At 63.8% G+C, this 23,532-nt stretch carries 21 protein-coding genes and 1 pseudogene; 5 read left to right on the top strand and 17 right to left on the bottom strand.

Translation table 11 applies throughout. The features are described 5' to 3' along the window. Window position 1: 1 nt before the first annotated feature. The 5 genes and pseudogenes from tpiA to F3I16_RS21190 form a co-directional block, all read right to left on the bottom strand. The gene (tpiA, locus tag F3I16_RS10545; RefSeq protein WP_160493607.1) at window positions 2-757 is read right to left on the bottom strand and encodes a triose-phosphate isomerase; all 756 of its coding nucleotides are present in this window, start codon (window positions 755-757) and stop codon (window positions 2-4) included. Window positions 758-821: 64 nt separating this feature from the next. Then, window positions 822-2,159 (bottom strand): phosphoglucosamine mutase, encoded by a 1,338-nt coding sequence (gene glmM, locus F3I16_RS10540; protein ID WP_160493606.1) that lies wholly within the window; start codon window positions 2,157-2,159, stop codon window positions 822-824. Window positions 2,160-2,177: 18 nt separating this feature from the next. Continuing rightward, window positions 2,178-3,029, bottom strand: coding sequence for a dihydropteroate synthase (gene folP, locus F3I16_RS10535; RefSeq protein WP_160493605.1), 852 nt, complete (start codon window positions 3,027-3,029; stop codon window positions 2,178-2,180). A gap of 8 nt (window positions 3,030-3,037) precedes the next feature. Continuing rightward, window positions 3,038-4,945 (bottom strand): ATP-dependent zinc metalloprotease FtsH, encoded by a 1,908-nt coding sequence (ftsH, locus tag F3I16_RS10530; RefSeq protein WP_160493723.1) that lies wholly within the window; start codon window positions 4,943-4,945, stop codon window positions 3,038-3,040. Between the two features lie 176 nt (window positions 4,946-5,121). Beyond that, a pseudogene (locus tag F3I16_RS21190) lies at window positions 5,122-5,408 on the bottom strand (SAM-dependent methyltransferase); the annotation flags it as partial. Window positions 5,409-5,663: 255 nt separating this feature from the next. On the opposite strand from F3I16_RS21190, the gene yhbY reads away from it, so the two are divergent. Then, window positions 5,664-5,975 carry a ribosome assembly RNA-binding protein YhbY gene (yhbY, locus tag F3I16_RS10525; RefSeq protein ID WP_160493604.1) on the top strand — a complete coding sequence of 104 codons (312 nt, stop codon included), beginning with the start codon at window positions 5,664-5,666 and terminating at the stop codon, window positions 5,973-5,975. 9 nt (window positions 5,976-5,984) lie between these two features. Here yhbY and F3I16_RS10520 read toward each other — a convergent pair whose 3' ends face one another. The 8 genes from F3I16_RS10520 to grpE form a co-directional block, all read right to left on the bottom strand. After that, window positions 5,985-6,422 carry a DUF4149 domain-containing protein gene (locus F3I16_RS10520; RefSeq protein WP_160493603.1) on the bottom strand — a complete coding sequence of 146 codons (438 nt, stop codon included), beginning with the start codon at window positions 6,420-6,422 and terminating at the stop codon, window positions 5,985-5,987. Then, complete coding sequence (gene greA, locus F3I16_RS10515; protein WP_160082513.1) at window positions 6,400-6,876, bottom strand: transcription elongation factor GreA; 477 nt, start codon at window positions 6,874-6,876, stop codon at window positions 6,400-6,402. The genes F3I16_RS10520 and greA overlap by 23 nt, the downstream gene beginning before the upstream one ends. After that, window positions 6,873-10,094 (bottom strand): carbamoyl-phosphate synthase large subunit, encoded by a 3,222-nt coding sequence (carB, locus tag F3I16_RS10510; protein ID WP_160493602.1) that lies wholly within the window; start codon window positions 10,092-10,094, stop codon window positions 6,873-6,875. The genes greA and carB overlap by 4 nt, the downstream gene beginning before the upstream one ends. A 31-nt stretch (window positions 10,095-10,125) precedes the next feature. Further along, complete coding sequence (carA, locus tag F3I16_RS10505) at window positions 10,126-11,262, bottom strand: glutamine-hydrolyzing carbamoyl-phosphate synthase small subunit (RefSeq protein WP_160493601.1); 1,137 nt, start codon at window positions 11,260-11,262, stop codon at window positions 10,126-10,128. Between the two features lie 184 nt (window positions 11,263-11,446). Further along, window positions 11,447-12,250, bottom strand: a complete 804-nt coding sequence (gene dapB, locus F3I16_RS10500) for a 4-hydroxy-tetrahydrodipicolinate reductase (protein ID WP_160493600.1) — start codon at window positions 12,248-12,250, stop codon at window positions 11,447-11,449. Window positions 12,251-12,429: 179 nt separating this feature from the next. After that, window positions 12,430-13,554, bottom strand: coding sequence for a molecular chaperone DnaJ (gene dnaJ / locus F3I16_RS10495; RefSeq protein ID WP_160493599.1), 1,125 nt, complete (start codon window positions 13,552-13,554; stop codon window positions 12,430-12,432). Between the two features lie 120 nt (window positions 13,555-13,674). Continuing rightward, window positions 13,675-15,591 carry a molecular chaperone DnaK gene (gene dnaK, locus F3I16_RS10490; protein ID WP_160493598.1) on the bottom strand — a complete coding sequence of 639 codons (1,917 nt, stop codon included), beginning with the start codon at window positions 15,589-15,591 and terminating at the stop codon, window positions 13,675-13,677. Window positions 15,592-15,703: 112 nt separating this feature from the next. After that, window positions 15,704-16,282 carry a nucleotide exchange factor GrpE gene (gene grpE / locus F3I16_RS10485; protein ID WP_160493597.1) on the bottom strand — a complete coding sequence of 193 codons (579 nt, stop codon included), beginning with the start codon at window positions 16,280-16,282 and terminating at the stop codon, window positions 15,704-15,706. A 148-nt stretch (window positions 16,283-16,430) separates the two neighbouring features. On the opposite strand from grpE, the gene recN reads away from it, so the two are divergent. Further along, window positions 16,431-18,104, top strand: a complete 1,674-nt coding sequence (gene recN / locus F3I16_RS10480) for a DNA repair protein RecN (RefSeq protein WP_160493596.1) — start codon at window positions 16,431-16,433, stop codon at window positions 18,102-18,104. Window positions 18,105-18,162: 58 nt separating this feature from the next. Here recN and fur read toward each other — a convergent pair whose 3' ends face one another. Beyond that, window positions 18,163-18,573, bottom strand: a complete 411-nt coding sequence (gene fur, locus F3I16_RS10475) for a ferric iron uptake transcriptional regulator (protein WP_160082539.1) — start codon at window positions 18,571-18,573, stop codon at window positions 18,163-18,165. A 97-nt stretch (window positions 18,574-18,670) separates the two neighbouring features. Here fur and F3I16_RS10470 point away from each other — a divergent pair, with 97 nt between their 5' ends. Beyond that, entirely contained in the window at window positions 18,671-19,186 is a 516-nt protein-coding gene (locus F3I16_RS10470; RefSeq protein WP_160493595.1) for an outer membrane protein assembly factor BamE, read from the top strand. Window positions 19,187-19,242: 56 nt separating this feature from the next. On the opposite strand, the gene F3I16_RS10465 is transcribed toward F3I16_RS10470, so the two are convergent. Both F3I16_RS10465 and F3I16_RS10460 read right to left on the bottom strand, forming a co-directional pair. Continuing rightward, a complete protein-coding gene (locus tag F3I16_RS10465; protein WP_160493594.1) occupies window positions 19,243-19,563 on the bottom strand; it encodes an RnfH family protein in 321 nt (106 codons plus the stop codon). Continuing rightward, entirely contained in the window at window positions 19,556-19,990 is a 435-nt protein-coding gene (locus tag F3I16_RS10460; RefSeq protein WP_160082545.1) for a type II toxin-antitoxin system RatA family toxin, read from the bottom strand. The genes F3I16_RS10465 and F3I16_RS10460 overlap by 8 nt, the downstream gene beginning before the upstream one ends. A 148-nt stretch (window positions 19,991-20,138) precedes the next feature. On the opposite strand from F3I16_RS10460, the gene smpB reads away from it, so the two are divergent. Beyond that, complete coding sequence (smpB, locus tag F3I16_RS10455) at window positions 20,139-20,621, top strand: SsrA-binding protein SmpB (protein ID WP_160493593.1); 483 nt, start codon at window positions 20,139-20,141, stop codon at window positions 20,619-20,621. A gap of 72 nt (window positions 20,622-20,693) precedes the next feature. Here smpB and F3I16_RS10450 read toward each other — a convergent pair whose 3' ends face one another. Next, a complete protein-coding gene (locus F3I16_RS10450; protein ID WP_160493592.1) occupies window positions 20,694-21,467 on the bottom strand; it encodes an FCD domain-containing protein in 774 nt (257 codons plus the stop codon). Window positions 21,468-21,789: 322 nt separating this feature from the next. Between F3I16_RS10450 and F3I16_RS10445 the strand changes: the two genes are divergently transcribed. Next, window positions 21,790-23,484: an L-lactate permease gene (locus F3I16_RS10445; protein ID WP_160493591.1), complete on the top strand. Its 1,695-nt coding sequence runs from the start codon at window positions 21,790-21,792 to the stop codon at window positions 23,482-23,484. Window positions 23,485-23,532 lie beyond the last annotated feature (48 nt).

The raw sequence follows: 23,532 nt of genomic DNA, 5'->3' as shown, positions 1-23,532 counted from the left end.
TTCAGTTTCCTGCCGCGCGACAGATCGCGCCAAACTCGTCCGCGTTCAGAGAGGCCCCACCAACGAGCCCCCCATCGATATCCGGCATGCCGAACAGTTCAGCTGCATTGACCGCTTTCACGCTGCCGCCGTAAATAATCCGCACTCCGCGCGCCACCTCGGCATTTTCCGCCTCCAGCTGCGCACGTATGGCTGCATGCACTTCCTGCGCCTGCTGCGGCGAAGCCGTCAGCCCGGTACCAATGGCCCAGACCGGCTCATACGCCACAACGGCACGGGCAAATGCACCCACACCCAATTCTTCAATCACACTACCCAGCTGAGCGGCAACCACCTCAAGGGTCTTGCCAGCCTGACGCTGCTCCAGCGTCTCACCCACACACAGCACAGGCACCAAACCACAGGACTGCGCTGCAGCAAACTTGCGACTGAGTATATCGTCACGCTCACCCAGAATCTGGCGACGCTCGGAATGCCCAACCAGCACCAGCGAACAACCCGCATCCGCCAACTGGCTTGGCGCCACCTCACCCGTCAGCGCCCCCTGCATGGGCTCAACCGCGCAGTTCTGCGCGCCAACGGCGATCGATTTACCTTCCAACCCGGCAATCACCTGGTTGATGTAGAGACAGGGCGGCAATACCGCCACTTCTACACCGGTAGGCAGAGCCAACTGACGAAGGCCCTTGATCAGCTCTGCGACGCTGGCGCGGGTACCGTGCATTTTCCAGTTACCAGCTACCAGGGGGCGACGCATGCCATACCTCGTCGATCAAAGTGGGCGCAGATGTTACCCAAGAGCTCCAGCACTGGCAAGCCAATCAGGCGCAGACTTCGGTGACGACTTTCGCCAATTCCTCGGCATAGCTACGCACCTGAGCCCCATCCTCGCCCTCCACCATCACCCGCACCAGCGGCTCGGTGCCGGACTTGCGCAACAGCACGCGACCGCGTCCTGCCATGCGCTCGGTCACTCGCGCACAGGCATCCTTGACCGCCGGATGCTCGAGCGGATCGGCACCACCGGCAAAACGCACATTGATCAGCACCTGCGGACACTTGCGCAAGGCCTGACGCGCCTCGGCCAGGCTCTGGCCATTGCGCCGCAACGCCAGCAGCACCTGCAACGCGGCAATGATGGCATCGCCGGTGGTGGTGTGCTGGAAACACACGACATGCCCGGAGTTCTCGCCACCCAGCTGCCAGTCACGCTCCTGCAGATCAGCCATCACATAGCGATCACCGACCTTGGCCCGGGAGAACGGGATACCCAACTCGGCCAATGCCAGCTCCAGGCCCAGATTGCTCATCAGCGTACCGACCACGCCACCCTGCAGCTTGCCGCGCTCCTGCAGATCGCGCGCAATAATGAACAGCAGCTCATCACCATCGACCACCACACCGGCGTGATCGACCATCAATACGCGATCGCCATCTCCATCGAAGGCGATACCCAGGTCGACCTGCTGCGCCAGCACCTCCGCCTGCAGCGCCTCGACATGGGTCGAGCCGCAATTGTCATTGATGTTGAGGCCATTGGGCTGAACGGCCAGGGTCGAAACCTGCGCCCCGAGCTCGCGGAACACGCTCGGCGCCACCTTGTAGGTCGCACCATGGGCGCAATCGATGACCAGCTTGAGCCCGGCGAAGCTGGTACTGGTCGGCACGCTGCTCTTGCAGAACTCGATGTAACGACCGGCGGCATCGTTGATCCGCGACACCTTGCCCAGCTGCGCCGACTCGACCACGGTCATCGGCTGATCGAGCAATTCCTCGATCATCAGCTCGACCTCATCCGGCAGCTTGGTGCCACTACCCGAAAAGAACTTGATGCCATTGTCGTAATGCGGATTGTGCGATGCACTGATGACGATACCTGCTTCCGCCTGAAAGGTACGGGTCAGGTAGGCAATGGCCGGCGTCGGCATGGGTCCGAGCAGCATGACATCAGCCCCCGCCGCAGACAGCCCGGCCTCCAGCGCCGACTCGAACATATAGCCGGAAATGCGCGTGTCCTTGCCGATCAGAATTCGGCACTTGCCCTGCCTGCGGAAGGCCATGCCGGCCGCCCAGCCAAGCTTGAGCATGAAGTCAGGAGTAATGGGAAACTGCCCGACATGACCACGAATACCGTCGGTGCCGAAATACTTTCTGCTCATAATCACTCCACTTAATTCTTATTCCGCCATCTGCACGGCCGCGACCATGCGCACCACGTCGACCGTCTCGGCGACATCGTGTACACGCAGAATGCAGGCGCCCTTGCTGACCGCCAATGCCGCCAAGGCCAGACCACCATACAGGCGCTCACCGACCTCGCGCCCCAGCGCCTGCCCGATCATGCTTTTACGCGACACCCCGACCAGCAGAGGCCGCCCCAGGGCATGCAGCCCTTCCATATGCTTGAACAGGCTCAGGTTGTGCGCCAGCGTCTTGGCGAAACCGAAGCCTGGGTCCAGCACGATCCGTTCGCGCGGGATTCCGGCCACCTCGCAGGCGACCATGCGCTGCGCGAGAAAATCGGCCACCTCGGCGAGCACGTCACGGTATTGCGGATTCTGCTGCATGCTGCCGGGCTCACCCAGCATATGCATCAGGCAAACCGGCAGACCGGTATCGACAGCCGCCTCCAGCGCACCATCACGGCGCAGCGAGCGTACGTCATTGATCAGCCCAGCACCCAGTCGAGCCCCCTCACGCATGACTGCCGGAGTCGAGGTATCCAGGGAAATGACCACATCCAGCTCGGCGGCGATGGCCTCAACCACCGGCGCCACCCGCCCCAGCTCCTCCACCGGAGAGACCGGACGCGCGCCCGGACGGGTCGACTCACCGCCGACATCGATCAGCGTCGCTCCAGCCGCAACCATCGCCGCCGCATGGCGCAATGCCGCGTCGCGCGCAGCGAAACGACCACCATCGGAAAAGGAATCGGGGGTGACATTCAGAATCCCCATCACTTGCGGACGGGACAAATCAAGAACCCGACTGCCGCAAGGCAGTCGGGTTGGGTATTGCGCAACAGTCATGGGTCGCCTTAGTGCTCGCCGGCCGGGCCGCCAATCGGGGTTTCCGGGCGATCAGCCTGCTCCTTGGGAGCGCTCGGAGTACCCGAGCCATCCTGCCAATCGCGCGGCTCGCGCGGCGTACGGCCAGCCATGATGTCGTCGATCTGATCGGCATCGATGGTTTCGTACTTCATCAGCGCATCAGCCATGGCATCCAGCTTGTCGCGATTCTCTTCCAGCAGACGCTTGGCAGTGGCGTAGCAGCCATCGATCAGGCTACGCACCTCGTCATCGATGAGCTTGGCCGTCTCTCCGGACACGTTGGCATGCTGGCTACCGGCACTACGCCCAAGGAAGACTTCACCTTCTTCTTCGGCGTACATCAGCGGGCCCAGTTTCTCGGATAAGCCCCACTTGGTCACCATGTTCCGTGCCAGACGCGTGGCACGCATGATGTCGTTGGACGCACCCGTGGTCACGCCATCAAAGCCCAGGGTCATCTCCTCGGCGATACGGCCACCGAACAGCGAGCAGATCTGACTGGTCAGCGCCCGCTTGGACAGGCTGTAGCGATCCTCTTCCGGCAGGAACATGGTCACACCCAGGGCGCGACCACGGGGAATGATCGACACCTTGTAGACCGGATCGTGTTCGGGCACCAAACGCCCGACAATGGCATGGCCGGCCTCATGGAAGGCCGTATTGAGCTTTTCCTTCTCGGACATGACCATGGACTTGCGCTCGGCGCCCATCATGATCTTGTCCTTGGCCAGCTCGAACTCCTTCATCTCCACCAGGCGCTTGCCCGCACGCGCGGCGAACAGCGAAGCCTCGTTGACTAGGTTGGCCAGGTCGGCACCGGAGAAACCCGGGGTACCGCGGGCAATTACCGCCGGCTCGACGTTGTCGCCGATCGGCACCTTGCGCATGTGTACCTTGAGGATCTGTTCGCGACCACGGATATCCGGCAGACCGACCACCACCTGGCGATCGAAGCGACCCGGACGCAGCAGCGCAGGATCGAGCACATCCGGACGGTTGGTGGCGGCAATGACGATGATGCCGTCGTTCATCTCGAAGCCGTCCATCTCCACCAGCAACTGGTTGAGGGTCTGTTCGCGCTCGTCGTGACCACCACCGAGACCGGCACCACGATGACGACCGACAGCGTCGATCTCGTCGATGAAAATGATGCAGGGGGCGTGTTTCTTGGCCTGCTCGAACATGTCGCGCACGCGACTGGCACCAACACCGACGAACATCTCGACGAAATCGGAACCGGAAATGGTGAAGAACGGCACCTTGGCTTCGCCAGCGATCGCCTTGGCCAGCAAGGTCTTGCCGGTACCGGGCGGGCCGACCATCAACACGCCACGCGGGATGCGACCACCCAGGCGCTGGAACTTGCCCGGGTCACGGAGGAACTCGACCAGTTCACCAACCTCCTCCTTGGCCTCGTCGCAACCGGCGACGTCAGCCAGGGTGGTCTTCACCTGATCTTCCGAGAGCAGACGTGCCTTGCTCTTGCCGAAACTCATCGGCCCGCCCTTGCCACCGCCGCCACCCTGCATCTGGCGCATGAAGAACATGAATACGGCGATGATCACCAGGATCGGGAAGCTGGCTACCAGCAGCTGGGTCCAGATACTCTGGCGCTCCGGCTGCTTGCCGACGATCTCGACGTTGTTGTCGATCAGGTCCTTGATCAACCCGCGGTCCTCGATGGCCGGACGCACGGTCTCGAAGGTGGTGCCATCGGCATTCTTGCCACTGATGATGTAGCCATCCACGGTGACCTGCTTGACCCGACCTTCCTGCACCTGCTGGATGAACTCGGAGTAGTTCAGCTTGCCGGACTCACTGGGGCTGGAGAAGTTGTTCATCACGGTGACCAGGACGGCCGCGATGATCAGCCACAGGATCAGGTTCTTTGCCATATCGTTCAATTAGCTACCCTCTGAAGCGAGCCTCGTCCTGAAACGCGCCCCGCATGACGGCTGGTTGATTACCCGCCTAACTTACTACACAACCCCTGCCCCTGCAGGTGCCGTCTGTAACCCTTTATGAGCCCACACCCACCTATCCGACCGGGGGAGATGCCCGAGATTTCAGTCTAGGCCCGGCGAAAGCCACGGGCGAGCAGGTATTGCTCGCACGAACACTTACACGACGACAGGGGTTGCACATCTGTTCCCTGCCGAACATCTCGCGCATCCGCTTGCACCAGACCTCGAGCCCTCACCCTGGAAATCCTGATCAGGAAGTCGCCACCCGGACGTCACACCCGTGCAGCCAGATCCAACCCCAGCTCGCACAAACACAGGGTACGTGCCTGATCGGCAGCTCTCACCTTTCTGATATTGGGGTCACATCGGAAATCACAAGGCCAACCAGATGATCGAATCGCCCCAGCCAACGCCGACTAGTCTTGGAACGAGCCACCTCATGCTCAACGGTCGCGATTAGCTAGGCGCACCCAAGCACGCTCGGGTACACTACGCCGCTTTTACACTTCAGAAGCCGTCCGGAACCTCGGCAAGCGAAGCCAGAGCAGGCAATAAGGTTGGGGGAGCCGCATCAGGCGACCTTTACTGCTTGTCACTCAAGCTCAGGCACGCTGTATTTCCGGCAGTTTCCCAGTCGCAGGGTCAGATTATGGCGCTTAACAACGAGCAGAAGAAACATTTCAAATCCATCGGTCACCACCTGAAGCCGGTGCTGATCGTGGCCGAAAACGGCCTGACCGAAGGGGTGCAGGCTGAACTGGAACGCGCCCTGAATGATCACGAGCTGATCAAGGTGCAGTTTCGCATCACCGAACGCGACGATCGCCGCGCTCTGATCGACGAACTGAGCAAGATCAGCCGCTGCGAAGTGGTACAGATCATCGGCAAGATGGCACTGGTCTACCGCAAGAACCCCAAGGCCAACAAGAACCTGTCCAACATCCACCGCTATCAGGCCTGATAGCGGCAGTCAGCCCTCGCCCCGCTGCCCCGGCAGCGGCTGCAACACCAGCAACAAGCCGCACAACGCCAGCACCTGGTAGTTGAACCGCAGCCAGCGCACCGCATCCGGCTGCCACTCACGCACGGCGAAGTACGCCAGCGCCATCCCCAGCACACTCAGCAGCAGCTGACCGCGCATATCGCGCCAGAGACTGCGCCCACCTTCGACCTGCAGCAATACCAGCATCTGCAGCAACGCACAGAATGCCGCGAAGCCGACCAGCAGCGGCGTCAACGTCGCATCGACGGTGTGAATCAGCAACGGCGCCAGACCGATCTCCTCCAGCGCCGGCAGCATGACGAAGTACAACAGCCACAGGCCGCCAACCCAGAAAGTCTGGGCCAGCTGCCAGCTGATCAGCCCCGCCCGTAGCGGTTGACGCTTAAAGATGGCGGACTTCGACAATCTCGTACTCGACCAGACCGCCCGGCGTCTTCACCGCAACCACGTCCCCTTCCGCCTTGCCGACCAGGGCGCGGGCGATGGGAGAGCCGACGGAGATCTTGCTCTGCTTGATATCGGCCTCGTCCTCACCGACGATCTGGTAGGTCACGCTCTCGTCGGTCTCGCAGTTGGCGATCTCCACGGTGGTGCCGAAGATCACCTTGCCGGTATGGGCAATGGTGGTGACATCGATGATCACCGCATTCTGCAGACGACCCTCGATATCGCGAATACGCGCCTCGACCATGCCTTGCTGCTCGCGAGCGGCGTGGTATTCGGCGTTTTCCTTGAGGTCACCCAGTTCGCGCGCAGTACCGATGTCCTGGCTGAGCTTGGGCCGCACCACCTTGGTCAGATGCGCCAGTTCTTCTTCCAGGGCGCGAGCGCCCTGGACGGTCATGGGGTATTTGGTCATGCCTTGATTCCTGCATGCAGATCCTGCAGCCGGCGCACGGTCTTCTCGGGACCGAACTTGAGCGCCTCGCAGACCGCCTGCCCCGCCGCGATGGTGGTGGTGCAGTAGATCTTGTGCTGCAGAGCGTTACGACGGATGGAGTAGGAGTCAGCGATGGACTGACGCCCCTCGGTGGTGTTGATGATCAGGGTGACTTCGTCGTTCTTGATCATGTCGACCACGTGCGGACGGCCTTCGGTCACCTTGTTCACCCGGCGCACCGGCAGACCGGCGGCCTCGATCACCTTGGCGGTACCGGCGGTAGCAACCACCTCGAAGCCCAGCGCCACCAGGTCACGGGCGACCTGCACGGCTTCCGGCTTGTCGTCCTCACGGACGCTGATGAAGGCGCAGCCGGAGTTCGGCAGGATCTCGCTAGCGCCCAGCTGCGCCTTGGCGAAGGCCTCGCCAAAGGTATCGCCGACGCCCATCACCTCACCGGTGGACTTCATTTCCGGGCCGAGGATCGGGTCGACACCCGGGAACTTGGCGAAGGGGAACACCGCTTCCTTGACGCTGAAGTACGGCGGGATGATTTCCTTGGTGTAGCCGGCATCGGCCAGCGACTTGCCAGCCATGACCCGGGCAGCCACCTTGGCCAGTGAGACGCCAACGCACTTGGAGACGAACGGCACGGTACGCGAAGCGCGCGGGTTCACCTCGATGACATAGATGTCCTCGCCCTGCACGGCCATCTGCACGTTCATCAGGCCGACCACACCGAGCTCCAGGGCCATCTTCTTGACCTGCTCGCGGATCTCGTCCTGGATGTGCATCGGCAGCGAGTACGGCGGCAGCGAGCAGGCGGAGTCACCGGAGTGCACGCCAGCCTGCTCGATGTGCTGCATGATCGCGCCGATCACCACGCTCTCGCCGTCGCACACCGCATCCACGTCCACCTCAATGGCGCAGTTGAGGAAGCGGTCGAGCAGCACCGGGCTGTCGTTCGATACTTTGACGGCTTCGCGCATGTAGCGCTTGAGCTCTTCTTCCTGATAGACGATCTCCATCGCCCGGCCGCCCAGCACGTAGGACGGACGCACGACCATCGGGTAACCGATGCCCTTGGACAGGGCCAGGGCCTCGTCTTCGCTGCGCGCGGTGGCGTTGGCCGGCTGGCGCAGGCCGAGGCGCTGGACCATCTGCTGGAAGCGCTCGCGGTCTTCGGCGCGGTCGATGGCCTCGGGGCTGGTGCCGATGATCGGTACGCCGGCCTCCTCCAGGGCGCGGCAGATCTTCAGCGGGGTCTGGCCGCCGTACTGCACGATCACGCCTTTCGGCTGCTCGACCCGGACGATCTCCAGCACGTCTTCCAGGGTCACCGGCTCGAAGTACAGGCGGTCGGAGGTGTCGTAGTCGGTGGAAACGGTTTCCGGGTTGCAGTTGACCATGATGGTCTCGTAACCGTCTTCACGCATGGCCAGCGCCGCGTGCACGCAGCAGTAGTCGAACTCGATGCCCTGGCCGATACGGTTGGGGCCGCCGCCGAGGATCATGATCTTGTCGCGGCTGGACGGCGCGGCCTCGCACTCTTCCTCGTAGGTCGAGTACATGTAGGCGGTGTCGGTGGCGAATTCGGCGGCGCAGGTGTCGACGCGCTTGTACACCGGCAGCACTTTCAGCTTGTGCCGATGGGCGCGCAGGCTCTTCTCGGAAACGCCGAGCAGCTTGGCCAGGCGCGCATCGGAGAAGCCCTTGCGCTTGAGCTTGAGCATCAGCTCATAGTCGATGGAGGACAGGCCGAGGGTCTTGACCTTCTCCTCGTCCTTGATCAGATCCTCGATCTGCACCAGGAACCATTCGTCGATGTTGGTCAGCTCGAAGATTTCCGCCACGGTCTTGCCGGCGCGGAAAGCATCGGCCACGTACCAGATACGGTCGGCACTGGGCACGGTCAGTTCGCGGCGCAGGGTGCTTTCGGCTTCCGGATCGTTCAGGTCGAGCTTCGGATCGAAGCCGGCAACGCCCACTTCCAGGCCGCGCAGGGCTTTTTGCAGGGATTCCTGGAAAGTGCGGCCGATGGCCATGACTTCACCCACGGACTTCATCTGGGTGGTCAGACGGGCGTCGGCCTTGGGGAACTTCTCGAAGGCAAAACGCGGGATCTTGGTCACGACGTAGTCGATGGCCGGCTCGAACGAGGCCGGGGTGCGACCGCCGGTGATGTCGTTGCTCAGCTCGTCGAGGGTGTAACCTACGGCCAGCTTGGCGGCGATCTTGGCGATCGGGAAGCCGGTGGCCTTGGAGGCCAGTGCCGAGGAACGCGACACGCGCGGGTTCATCTCGATCACGACCATACGACCGGTGTTCGGGCAGATGCCGAACTGCACGTTGGAGCCGCCGGTTTCCACGCCGATCTCGCGCAGTACCGCCAGGGAGGCGTTACGCAGGATCTGATATTCCTTGTCGGTCAGGGTCTGGGCCGGCGCCACGGTGATCGAGTCGCCGGTGTGCACGCCCATCGGGTCGAAGTTTTCGATGGCGCAGACGATGATGCAGTTGTCCTTCTTGTCGCGGACCACCTCCATCTCGTATTCCTTCCAGCCGATCAGCGATTCGTCGATCAGCAGTTCGCTGGTCGGCGACAGATCCAGGCCGCGGGCGCAGATTTCTTCGAACTCTTCACGGTTGTAGGCGATACCGCCGCCGGTGCCGCCCATGGTGAAGGACGGACGGATGATGCACGGGAAGCCAACCTTCTCCAGTACGCCGTAGGCTTCTTCCATGTTGTGCGCGATGCCGGAAACCGGGCAGGCCAGGCCGATGTCTTTCATCGCTTTGTCGAAGCGCGAACGGTCTTCGGCCTTGTCGATGGTGTCGGCGTTGGCACCGATCATCTCGACGCCAAACTTTTCCAGGATGCCGTGCTTTTCCAGGTCCAGGGCGCAGTTCAGCGCGGTCTGGCCACCCATGGTCGGCAGCAGGGCGTCCGGGCGCTCCTTCTCGATGATCTTGGCCACGGTGGACCACTTGATCGGCTCGATATAGGTGGCATCGGCCATGGCCGGGTCGGTCATGATGGTGGCCGGGTTGGAGTTCACCAGGATGACGCGGTAGCCCTCTTCCTTCAGGGCCTTGCAGGCCTGGGCACCGGAATAGTCGAACTCGCAGGCCTGGCCAATGACGATGGGGCCGGCGCCGAGGATCAGGATGCTTTTGATGTCTGTACGTTTTGGCATGGGGTAACTCTCGAATTCCTGGACTCAGCGATCAGCGACGGGCGGCCATGGCGGAGATAAAGCGATCGAACAGCGGGGCGACGTCGTGCGGGCCCGGGCTGGCTTCCGGGTGTCCCTGGAAGCTGAAAGCCGCCTTATCGGTACGCTCGATGCCCTGCAGGGTGCCGTCGAACAGCGACTTGTGGGTGGCGCGCAGGTTGGCCGGCAGGCTCGGCTCGTCCACGGCGAAACCGTGGTTCTGGCTGGTGATCATCACCACACCGGAATCCAGATCCTGTACCGGGTGGTTGGCGCCGTGGTGGCCGGTGCCCATCTTCACGGTCTTGGCGCCGGAGGCCAGGGCCAGCAGCTGGTGACCGAGGCAGATACCGAAGACCGGAATCTCGGTCTGCAGCACATCCTTGATCGCCTGGATCGCGTAGTCGCACGGCTCGGGATCGCCAGGGCCGTTGGAGAGGAACACGCCGTCCGGGTTCAGCGCCAGTACGTCGCTGGCCGGAGTCTGCGCCGGCACCACGGTGAGGCGGCAGCCGCGCTCGACCAGCATGCGCAGGATGTTGAGCTTGACCCCGTAGTCGTAGGCAACCACGTGGTAAGGCAGCTCGCTGGCGGCGATTTGCGGGTGGCTGTCGGTTTTCAGCTCCCAGGTGCTTTCGCGCCACTCGTAGCGCTCGGTGCAGCTGACCACTTTGGCCAGGTCCATGCCTTTCAGCCCGGGGAAGCTGCGCGCCAGCTCCAGGGCTTTTTCCTCGGTGGCGTCAGCGCCAGCCAGGATGCAGCCGTTCTGCGAGCCCTTCTCACGCAGGATGCGGGTCAGGCGCCGGGTATCGATGCCGGCGATGGCGACGGTACCGTTTTCCTTCAGGTACTCGTCCAGCGGCTGCTTGTTGCGCCAGTTGCTGGAGATCAGCGGCAGGTCACGAATGATCAGGCCGGCCGCCCACACCCGGTTGGATTCGGCATCTTCCGGCGTGGTGCCGGTGTTGCCGATATGCGGATAGGTCAGGGTGACGATCTGCTGGGCATAGGAAGGATCGGTGAGGATTTCCTGATAGCCGGTCATGGCGGTGTTGAACACCACTTCACCGATGGTATGGCCGTCGGCCCCGATTGCTTCGCCGCGGAAAATGCTGCCGTCGGCAAGGGCGAGTATGGCTGGCTTAGTCAAGAAGACCTCCCTAGATCTGAAACTTGTACAAACGCAGGTTGTAAAAAAGCGGGATGACGTATTGACCGTCACCCCGCTTTTTTATCTGATTCATTCTGCGTTACTTTTAGTGGACACACTAAAGCAGAAAGCTTACAGGAAAGTGCCTTTTCGGTCCACCGTCTGAGTGGACCGTTCAAGCATTTCAGCTCAGCCCCAGCACGTCCTGCATGTCATACAGCCCGGCCGGCTGGCTTTGCAGCCACAGCGCCGCACGCACCGCGCCCTTGGCGAAGGTCATCCGGCTGGAGGCCTTGTGGGTGATCTCCACCCGCTCGCCGTCGGCGGCGAACAATACGGTGTGGTCACCGACCACGTCGCCGGCACGCACGGTGGCGAAACCGATGGTCTCGCGCTCGCGGGCACCGGTCTGGCCTTCGCGCCCGTACACCGCGACTTTCTGCAGATCGCGCCCCAGGGCACCCGCCACCACCTCACCCATGCGCAACGCGGTACCGGACGGCGCATCGACCTTGTGCCGATGGTGCGCCTCGATGATCTCGATATCGACCTCGTCACCCAGCACCCGAGCCGCGGTATCCAGCAACTTGAGGCACAGGTTGACGCCGACGCTGTAGTTGGCGGCGAAGACGATCGGGATCTGCTTGGCTGCCTCGACCAGCAACTGCTTCTCCTCCGGCGAGAAGCCGGTGGTGCCGATGACCATGGCCTTGCCTGCCTGGCGGCAGACCTCCAGATTCTTCAGGGTCACCGAGGGGTGAGTGAAGTCGATCAGCACATCGAACTGATCCAGCACCGCATTCAGGTCACCCGCCAGGGCCACGCCGATCTTGCCCAGCGCCGCCAGCTCGCCGGCATCGGCACCGATCAGACTGCTGTCCGGGCGATCGATGGCGGCGGTCAGCTGGGCGCCATCCGCCTGACCGACCGCCTCGATGAGGATCTTGCCCATGCGCCCGGCGGCGCCCATCACTGCAATACGTCGCATAGTCGATTCCTTAGAGCTTGCTTACGATCTCGCGAGCTAGAGCCAGGCTAGGCGCTACGTCAGTAACAGCCTACGGCTGGTCAAAGCGGCGAGGAAGCGGAGTTTACAAGTAGTAAATGAGCATTCCGAGCCTGTTTTTAACGACGCCTGGCCGACGCGCAGCAGATCGTGGGCAGCTCTTAGATGTCGCCGAAGAACCGCTTCACGCCGTCGAACCAGCCGCTGGCCTTGGGCGAATGGGTACTGTCGCCTTCCAGCGACTTGCGGAACTCTTCCAGCAGCTCGCGCTGGCGCTTGTCCAGATGCACCGGGGTCTCCACCGCCACCTTGCACAGCAGGTCGCCGGCACCGCCGCCACGCACCGGGGCCACGCCCTTGCCGCGCAGACGGAACAGCTTGCCGGTCTGGGTGCCTTCTGGAATCTTCAACTTGACCCGACCATCCAGGGTCGGCACTTCCAGCTCGCCACCCAGCGCCGCGTCGGCGAAGCTGATCGGCACTTCGCAGTACAGGTGCTTGCCGTCGCGCTGGAAGATCGCGTGCTCGCGCACGTTGACCACCACATACAGGTCACCCGCCGGACCACCCATGCTGCCGGCCTCGCCCTCGCCGGACAGGCGGATACGATCGCCGGTATCGACGCCTGGCGGCACCTTGACCGACAGGGTCTTGCTCTCTTCCACCCGGCCCTGGCCGTGGCAGGAGCCACAGGGGTCGGTGACCATCTTGCCGCTGCCATGGCAGCGCGGGCAGGTCTGCTGCACCGAGAAGAAGCCCTGCTGCATGCGCACCTGGCCGATGCCGCCACAGGTGGTACAGGTCACCGGACTGGTGCCCTTCTTCGCCCCGCTGCCATCGCACGGCTTGCAGTTGACCAGGGTCGGCACGCGAATGGTCACGGTGGTGCCGCGCACGGCCTCTTCCAGATCCAGCTCCAGGGTGTAGCGCAGATCCGAGCCGCGCTGGGCGCCACCGCGCGAACCGCCGCGGCCGCCACCGAAGAAATCACTGAACACATCGCCGAATATGTCGGAGAAGTTCGCCCCGCCACCGCCGAACCCGCCGCCACCCATCTGCGGGTCGACGCCGGCATGACCGTACTGGTCGTAGGCCGAACGCTTGCCCGCATCGGAAAGCACTTCGTAGGCCTCGTTGGCCTCCTTGAATTTCTCTTCCGAAGCCTTGTCGTCCGGATTGCGGTCCGGGTGGTGCTTCATCGCCAGGCGCCGGTAAGCCTTTTTCAGCTCGGCCTCGCTGGCGCCGCGCTCGACACCGAGCACTTCGTAATAGTCACGCTTGGACATACATCAACACCTTTAAATTCGTCTGCCCCAGACACGCCAACGCGGGAGCAAGCTCCCGCGCGGCGAATCGCACCTGCCGAAGCCAGGCTTCGGCGGGCGGGAACTGAGGTAAGCCGTGGCTTACTTGTTGTCCTTGACCTCTTCGAACTCGGCATCGACCACGTCGTCGGCCGCGTCCTTGGCTTCGTCGGCACCCTGGCCGGCAGCACCCGGCTGCGGCTGCTCGGCGTACATCTTCTGCGCCAGCGGCGTGGTGACTTCGGACAGGGCGTTCATCTTGGCCTCGATGGCCGCCTTGTCGTCGCCCTTGACCGCAACTTCCAGCTCGCCCAGCGCCTTCTCGATGGCCGCCTTCTCGTCGGCAGTGGCCTTGTCGCCCGCCTCGGTGACCATCTTGCGGGTGGCATGCACCAGACCGTCGCCCTGGTTGCGCGCGGTAACCAGCTCCTCGAACTTGCGGTCTTCCTCGGCATTGGCCTCGGCGTCACGCACCATCTGCTCGATTTCTTCCTCGGACAGGCCGGAGTTGGCCTTGATCACGATGGACTGCTGCTTGCCGGTGGCCTTGTCTTTGGCACCGACGTGCAGGATGCCGTTGGCATCGATGTCGAAGGTCACTTCGATCTGCGGCACGCCACGCGGCGCCGGCGGAATCTCGGCCAGGTCGAACTTGCCCAGCGACTTGTTCTGCGAGGCCTGCTTGCGCTCGCCCTGCAGCACGTGGATGGTCACCGCGCCCTGGTTGTCGTCGGCGGTGGAGAACACCTGCGACTTCTTGGTCGGGATGGTGGTGTTCTTCTCGATCAGCGCAGTCATCACGCCGCCCATGGTTTCGATACCCAGGGTCAGCGGCGATACGTCGAGCAGCAGCACGTCCTTCACGTCGCCAGCCAGCACGGCGCCCTGGATGGCGGCACCGATGGCCACGGCTTCGTCCGGGTTGACGTCCTTGCGCGCTTCCTTGCCGAAGAACTCGGCAACCTTCTGCTGCACCAGCGGCATGCGGGTCTGACCGCCGACCAGGATCACTTCGTCGATGCTGCCGACGTCCAGACCGGAGTCCTTCAGGGCGATGCGGCACGGCTCGATGGTACGGGTGACCAGGTCTTCGACCAGGGCTTCCAGCTTGGCGCGGGAAATCTTCACGTTGAGGTGCTTCGGACCGCTGGCGTCTGCAGTGATGTACGGCAGGTTGACGTCGGTCTGCTGCGCGGACGACAGCTCGATCTTGGCCTTCTCGGCGGATTCCTTCAGGCGCTGCATGGCCAGCGGATCGCCCTTGAGGTCGATGCCGGACTCTTTCTTGAATTCGTCGACGAGGTAGTCGATCAGGCGGATGTCGAAGTCCTCACCACCGAGGAAGGTATCGCCGTTGGTGGCCAGCACTTCGAACTGGTGCTCGCCGTCGACTTCGGCAATCTCGATCACCGACACGTCGAAGGTACCGCCGCCCAGGTCATAGACGATCACGGTGTGGTCGCCCTTGCCCTTGTCCATGCCGTAGGCCAGCGCCGCCGCGGTCGGCTCGTTGATGATGCGCTTGACGTCCAGACCGGCGATGCGACCGGCGTCCTTGGTGGCCTGACGCTGGCTGTCGTTGAAGTAGGCCGGAACGGTGATCACCGCCTCGGTCACGGCTTCGCCGAGGTAGTCTTCGGCGGTCTTCTTCATCTTCTTCAGCACTTCCGCGGAAATCTGCGGCGGCGCCATTTTCTGGCCCTTCACGTCGACCCAGGCGTCACCGTTGTCGGCCTTGGCGATCTTGTAGGGGACCATCTTGATGTCTTTCTGTACCACTTCTTCTTCGAAGCGACGACCGATCAGGCGCTTCACCGCGTACAGGGTATTGTGCGGGTTGGTCACCGCCTGACGCTTGGCGGACTGGCCGACCAGGATCTCGCCGTCATTGGTGTAGGCGATGATCGACGGCGTGGTGCGCGCGCCTTCGGCGTTCTCGATGACCTTGACGTTACCGTTTTCCAGAATGGCGACGCAGGAGTTGGTGGTCCCCAGGTCGATACCGATAATCTTGCCCATATTCACTCTCCCGAAACTTGATCTTTAACCTTGATTGCGCGACCCGTTGAATGGATTGGCCGCACCAGCACTAAATCGCTTGCTCTAACAGATGGGGTCGGACTCGCCGATTTCAAGCCTGCTCGTCGATCGACGGCGGAGCGATGCTCGGCGCCTTGCTCACCACGACCATGGCCGGGCGCAACAGGCGACCGCTGAGCAGATAGCCCTTCTGGAACACCTTGAGCACGGAGTTCGGCTCGACATGGGTGCTTTCTTCCATGGCCATCGCCTGGTGGTGCTCCGGATTGAACGGCGCGCCATGCGGGTCGACCGCTTCCAGCTGGTAACGCTTGAGGGTGTCGTGGAACAGCTTGAGGGTCAGCTCCATGCCTTCGCGCACCGGGCGGATCGACTCGTCGTTCGGGTCGGACAGCTCCAGGCCGCGCTCCAGGCTGTCGACTACCGGCAGCAGGTCATTGGCGAACTTCTCCAGGGCGAACTTGTGCGCCTTCTCGACGTCCTGCTCGGCGCGACGGCGCACGTTCTGCAGATCGGCGGCAACCCGCAGGGCATTGTCCTGCGCCTGCGCCAGCTGCTCCTCGAGGGCTTGCACACGTGCCGCCAGATCCTCGCCAGCGCCCGCCTCGGCGTTCTGGGCGTCCTGCGGGTTCTGCGGGTTCTGCGTATCCAGGGTCTGTTCGTCAGCCATTAGGTCCTCCTGTTCAATGCGGGGGCAGGTCAAGGCCTGCTGCTTCTGTCGCCTATATGGGGCTCGATCACAAGGTTTCAAGGGTTATTGTCAGGACAAAACAAAACACTGTATAAATAGCCAGCACAATTTTTTGGGAGTGATCTCCATGCTGGTGCACCTGTCCGTTCACAACTACGCCATCGTCGAACACCTGGATCTGGAGCTGGCCCGCGGCATGTCGGTGATCACCGGCGAGACCGGCGCCGGCAAGTCGATCATGCTCGACGCCCTCGGCCTGGCCCTCGGCGACCGCGCCGACAGCGGCGTGGTGCGCCCCGGCGCGGACAAGGCGGACATCCTCGCCAGCTTCGACCTGGACGACATCGCCGAAGCCCGCGCCTGGCTGGCCGAACGCGACCTGGATAACGACGGCCCGTGCATCCTGCGTCGCGTGATCACCAGCGAAGGCCGCTCGCGCGGCTACATCAACGGCAGCCCCTGCCCGCTGGGCGACCTCAAGGCGCTCGGCGAACTGCTGATCGACATCCACAGCCAGCACGAGCACCAGTCGCTGCTCAAGCCCGACACCCACCGCCGCCTGCTCGACGAGTACGCCGGCAGCCAGGAGCTGGCGCGCCAGGTGCAACTGGCCGCCCAGCGCTGGCGCCAGACCCGCCAGGAGCTGCAGCGCCTGACCTCGACCAGCGACGAGCAGCGCGCCCGCCACCAGTTGCTCAGCTACCAGCTGGAGGAGCTGGAGAGCCTCGCCCTCGGCGACAACGAACTGGAGCAGCTGGAGCAGGAACACAAGACCCTGAGCAACGCCGAGCAGCTGCTCGGCGCCTGCCGCCAGGTGCTCGACCTGTGCAGCGAAAGCGATGCCGGCAACGTGCTGTCGGCCCTGACCGCCAGCCTCAATCGCCTCGGCGCGTTCAGCAGCCAGCCCGGCGCCCTCGGCGAAGCCAGCAACCTGCTGGCCAGCGCGCAGATCCAGGTCGAGGAAGCGGTCGGCGAGCTGAACCGCTTCATCGACCACTTCGACGCCGACCCGCAGCGCCAGCAGATCCTCGAAGAACGCCTGGACACCATCTATACCCTGGCGCGCAAGCACCGCATCCAGCCCACCGAACTGGGCGAGCTGCAGCAGCGCCTGCTGGAAGAACTGGAAGGCCTGAACGCCGACGACCAGGCCAGCGAACGCCTGGCCGAGGAACTGGCGGCCTATGCCCGCCATTACCAGGACAAGGCCGCCGAGCTGAGCCAGCTGCGCCAACAGGCCGCCGAGCGCCTGGCCACCGCCGTACAGGCCGAGATGCAGGGCCTGGGCATGCCCGGCGGGCGCTTCAGCATCCAGCTGCAGGCTGGCAGCGCCGAGGAACCGCAGCCTCATGGCCTGGAGCAGGTCGAATTCCTGGTCAGCGCCAACCCTGGCCTGCCGCTGAAATCCCTGGCCAAGGTCGCCTCCGGCGGCGAGCTGTCGCGCATCAGCCTGGCGATCCAGGTGATCACCGCGCAGACCTCGCGGGTGCCGACCCTGGTGTTCGACGAAGTCGACGTCGGCATCGGCGGGCCCACCGCCGAAGTGGTCGGCCAGCTGTTGCGCCGCCTCGGCGAACGCGGCCAGGTGCTCACCGTCACCCACCTGCCGCAGGTCGCCGCCCAGGGCCACAACCACCTGTTCGTGCACAAGCAGCGCGGCAGCGAGGAAACCCGCACCGCCGTGGCGACCCTGGACACCGCGCAGCGGGTCGAGGAAGTGGCACGCATGCTCGGCGGGGTCGACCTCACCGAGGAATCCCTGCAGCACGCGCGCAAGATGGTCAGCAGCGCGCAGCTCTGAGATTCCAGACATGAAAAAGGCGCCCCGCGGGGCGCCTTTTACATTCGAGTCGTGACACTTACTTCTTCTTGCGCACGTACAGCACCAGGTTGTGATCGACCAGCTCGAAGCCGTGCTTCTTGACGATCTCTTTCTGCAGTTTCTCGATATCCGGATCGAAGAACTCGATGACCTCGCCGCTGTCGACGCAGACCATGTGGTCGTGGTGCCCGCCGTCGGCCAGTTCGAACACGGCATGGCCGCCATCGAAGTTGTGGCGCTCGACCAGACCGGCCGCCTCGAACTGGGTCAGTACCCGGTACACGGTGGCCAGGCCGACGTCTTCGCCCGCCTCCATCAGCGCCTTGTACACATCCTCGGCACTCATGTGGCGCTGGCCGGAAGTGGCCGAGTCGAGCATCTGCAGGATCTTCACGCGCGGCAGGGTTACTTTCAGGCCAGCTTTGCGCAGTTCGCTATTTTCAACCATGGTCGGCTTTCTCTAGGTTGCTGCTTCGCAGCTTCCGTTTATGCGGGTATGATCGGGGTTTACTTTGCCCAGCCAAGATAGTGGAAGTCACCCACCGATGCAAAACACCAAGCTCCTGCTGTCCAGCCTCACGCTCGTGGGTCTGCTCGCACTCGCCGGTTGTTCATTTCCCGGGGTTTATAAAATCGACATCCAGCAGGGCAATGTCGTAACGCAGGACATGATAGACCAGTTGAAGCCCGGAATGACCCGCCGACAAGTGCGGTTTATCATGGGCAACCCGCTGATCACCGACACCTTCCACGCCAACCGCTGGGACTACCTGTACAGCATCCAGCCGGGTGGCCGGCAGCGCTACCAGGAACGCGTCAGCCTGATGTTCGGCGGCGACGACCAGCTGATCGGCCTGGCCGGCGACTTCATGCCGGGCGTCAGCCGCGACCAGGAAATCCTCGGCGAAGACGGCCAGAGCAGCGTGGTCAGCCAGCCGCAGCAAACCACCGAAGAACCGGCCAAGCCGGGCTCGCTGCTGGAACAGATCCAGCGCGAAGTGGACGCCGCCGAACCGGTCGCCGTACCGATTCCGGAGCCGCTGGAAGCCACTCCGCAGTAAACTGCGGAAAGCAAAAAGCCCGGTTTTCACCGGGCTTTTTTGTACCTGGGCGAAAGCTACTCGCCCTGTTCACCGGCCCGCGCCAGCGCCGCCTTGGCCGCGCGCTGCTTGCGCACCTCTTTCGGGTCGGCGATCAGCGGCCGGTAGATTTCCACCCGCTCGCCCTCCTCAATGATCCGCTCCTCGGGCCTGGCCACCGCCTTGCCGAAGATGCCCAGCGGGCTGTGCGCCAGATCCAGGCCGGGAAAGTGCGCATCCAGCCCGGAGCGCAAGGCCACGTCGCGCACGCTGCTGCCCGCCGGCACGCTCAGGCGCAGCAGCTTCTGCTTGTCGGCCAGGGCGTACACCACCTCCACGAAGATGTTCGGCTTATCCATGGAGTTGCTTGGCCCTCTGGCAGAAGGCATCGACCAGGGTATTGGCCGCCTGGTTGAACAGCGGCCCGAGGGTCGCCTTGACCAGAGGCCCGGCGTAATCGAAGGTCAGGTCCAGGCTGATCTTGCAGGCCTTGTCGCCCAGCGCCTTGAACTCCCAGATGCCCTGCAGCTGCGAGAAGGGCCCCTCCTCCAGCTGCATCTCGATGGCCTGGCCCGGCACCAGGCGGTTGCGGGTCATGAAGCGCTGACTGAGCGAGCCCTTGGCCACCGTCAGGCTGGCGCGCATCTCCGCCTCGCTGACCGCCAGCACCTCGGAGGCCGAGCACCAGGGCAGGAACTGCGGATAGCTCGCCACATCATTGACCAGATCGTACAAGGCCTGTGCCGGATAAGGCAGCAGCGCCGAACGCAGGATTCGCGTGCTCATCAGCTCTCACTTCCAGGACTGCATTGCGGCAACCCGGGCCAAACCGCCCGCGCGACCGCCAAGAAGCGCGCATTGTGCGTAATTCACCCTGCCCCCTCAAGCACAGGCTGTCGCCAGCACCGCGCCGACTCCCTATAATGCCGCGCCTATGGCTAAACAAAAGAAACACCCCACCGGCACCATCGCGCAGAACAAGAAAGCGCTGCACGACTATTTCATCGAACACAAGTTCGAGGCCGGCCTGGCCCTGGCCGGCTGGGAAGTGAAGAGCCTGCGCGCCGGCAAGGCGCAGCTGGTCGACAGCTACGTGCTGCTCAAGGACGACGAAGCCTGGCTGATGGGGTGTCACATCACCCCACTGAAAACCGCCAGCACCCACGTCATCGCCGACCCGATCCGCACGCGCAAGCTGCTGCTGAACAAGCGCGAGCTGGACAAGCTGTTCGGCTCGGTGCAGCAGAAGGGCTACACCTGCGTGGCCCTGTCGCTGTACTGGAAGCAGCACCTGGTCAAGTGCGAGATCGCCCTGGCCAAGGGCAAGAAGGACTTCGACAAGCGCCACACCGAGAAAGAGCGCGACGCCGACCGCGAAGTGCAGCGCGCCATGCGCACCAAGGGCAAGGACGACTAAGCCGTCCGCCGGGTGCGCCGCGCGCACCCGCCCCCTACCCGATCTCGTTGCGCACGCCTCCAGGCAACCCTACTAAGGCTTGACCGCCACCCGCCGCTGCGCCCGTGCCAGGCGCTGCGCCTCCAGCTGCACATCCGCCAGCACTTCCTGCACATAGTCGATATGCCGGTTGGACAGGCTGCGCGCCTGTTCCGCCTGCCCGGCCATGATCGCCTCAAACAGCGCCCGGTGCTGGCTGATCAGCATGCTGCGGGTTTCCTCGCGCTGGGCGTACATGCCACCGATATTGGTCACCACGTTGCGCTTGAGCAGGTCGAACAGGCCGCGAATGGTGTGCAGCAGCACCGCGTTGTGGCTGGCCTCGGCAATCGCCAGGTGAAAGCGTGCATCGGCCGCCCCCTCCTCGGCGCGGGTCACCGTACCGCCGCGCTCGTAGCAATCCTGTAGCGCGGCAAAGGCTTCGCTCAGGCGCTGGCGATCCGGCTCGGTGGCGCGCTGAGCGGCGTAGAAGGCGCAGGAACCTTCCAGGGTGTGACGAAATTCCAGCAGGTCGCGCTGGGCCGCCGGGTTTTCCTCCAGCAGTTTCAGCAACGGGTCGCTGAAGGTGCTGCCGAGGGTTTCGGCGACATAGTTGCCGCCGCCCTGGCGACTGACAAGCAGGCCCTTGGCCACCAGCTTCTGGATCGCCTCGCGCAAAGACGGCCGCGACACGCCGAACTGCTCGGCCAGCACCCGCTCGGCCGGCAGGCGCTCGCCGACCTTGAGCGTGCCTTCGAGAATCATCGCCTCCAGCTGACTGACGATGTCATCCGACAGACGGCGCTGTTGCACCTGACCCACTGCCATAAAGCGATTCTCCACTGGTTTGACCACTTGCCCCGCTCTACCACGGTGCCTGCCGGCTAGCCTAACGAGACCACCCGGGCCCAGCAACCCAGACTGCTTCGACCAAAGTCTGAGACGCCGGGTTTGACAGCCAGGAAGCCTGACTTTTACTCTGGCGTCGCCTGTTTGTAAATTGGTATTACCAATTTACAAAGCAAGCACACCAACAATTCCAAGAAAGCCGTAGAGGTCACCGCCATGTCGCTCAGTTACCCACCGCTCAGCCCGCCCCGTCGCCCATCCACCTGCCTGCGCCCGATGCGCCCCTGAGCGGAGAACGATCATGTCGTCCGGACTTCTCGCCTTCCTCGCCTTCTCCCCCATCCTGCTGGCCGCTGTGCTGCTGATCGGCCTGCGCTGGCCGGCCAAGCGCGCCATGCCGTTGGTCTACCTGCTCACCGCCGGCATCGGCCTGAGCGTGTGGGACATGAGTTTCAACCGAGTGCTCGCCTCCACCCTGCAGGGCCTGGTGATCACCGGCGGCGTGCTGTGGATCATCTTCGGCGCCATCCTGCTGCTCAACACCCTCAAGCATTCCGGCGGCATCACCGCGATCCGCGCCGGCTTTGCCACCATCAGCCCGGATCGGCGCATCCAGGCGCTGATCATCGGCTGGCTGTTCGGCTGCTTCATCGAGGGCGCCTCCGGCTTCGGCACCCCGGCGGCCATCGCCGCGCCGCTGCTGGTGGCCATCGGCTTCCCGGCGCTGGCGGCGGTGATCCTCGGCATGCTGGTGCAGAGCACCCCGGTATCCTTCGGCGCGGTCGGCACGCCGATCCTGGTCGGCCTCAACACCGGCCTGGACAGCGCCGGCATCGGCGCCCAGCTGGTCGCCCAGGGTTCCAGCTGGGAGGCCTACCTGCAGCTGATCACCAGCGAAGTGGCGATCATCCATGCCACGGTCGGCACCCTGATGCCGCTGATCATGGTGCTGATGCTGACCCGCTTCTTCGGCCGCGAGAAGAGCTGGAAGGCCGGCTTCGAGGTGCTGCCCTTCGCCATTTTCGCCGGCCTGGCCTTCACCCTGCCCTATGCCGCCACCGGCGTGTTCCTCGGCCCGGAGTTCCCCTCCCTGCTGGGCGGTCTGGTCGGCCTGGCCATCGTCTGCACCGCCGCCCACTTCGGCTTCCTGGTGCCGAAGAAGCACTGGGACTTCGCCCCGGCCAGCGAATGGCCGAGCGAGTGGCTGGGCAGCGTCGAGATGAAGCTCGACAGCCTCACCGTCAAGCCCATGGGCACCCTGCGCGCCTGGCTGCCCTATGTGCTGGTCGGCGCCCTGCTGGTGGTCAGTCGGGTGTTCCCTGAGGTCGGCGCCGCGCTGAAATCCGTGGTGCTGGTGTTCCCGGACATCCTCGGCGAGGCCGGCATCAAGGCCGATTTCATGCCGCTGTACCTGCCCGGCGGCATCCTGGTCGCTGTGGTGCTGGCCACCTTCTTCCTGCATGGCATGAAGCTGCGCGAGCTGGGCGCGGCGGTGAAGGAATCGACCGGCGTGCTGCTCGGCGCCGGCTTCGTCCTGCTGTTCACCGTGCCCATGGTGCGCATCCTGATCAATTCCGGGGTCAACGCCGCGGAACTGGCCAGCATGCCAATCACCATGGCCCGCTACGTAGCCGACAGCGTCGGCGGCATCTACCCGCTGCTGGCGCCGAGCGTCGGCGCCCTGGGCGCCTTCATCGCCGGCTCCAACACGGTGAGCAACATGATGCTGGCGCAGTTCCAGTTCGGCGTGGCGCAAAACCTGGGCATTTCCACCGCGCTGGTCGTCGCCGTGCAGGCCATCGGCGCGGCGGCCGGCAACATGGTCGCCATCCATAACGTGGTGGCCGCCTCGGCCACCGTCGGCCTGCTCGGCCGCGAGGGCACCACCCTGCGCAAGACCGTCTGGCCGACCCTGTACTACGTGCTGTTCACCGGCCTGATCGCCCTGTTCGCCATCTATGGCCTGGGCATCGGCGACCCGCTGCTGGCCCGCTGATCCATGCCCAACGACGCCCCGGCCCCGGCCGGGGCATCGCTCTTTCGA

Origin of the sequence: Pseudomonas sp. L-22-4S-12, from assembly GCF_009799935.1 — a bacterium.
In the GTDB taxonomy this organism is placed as follows: Bacteria; Pseudomonadota; Gammaproteobacteria; order Pseudomonadales; family Pseudomonadaceae; genus Aquipseudomonas.
The sequence above is the reverse complement of the archived record's forward strand: the minus strand, read 5'-3'. Positions and strand labels throughout refer to the sequence as shown.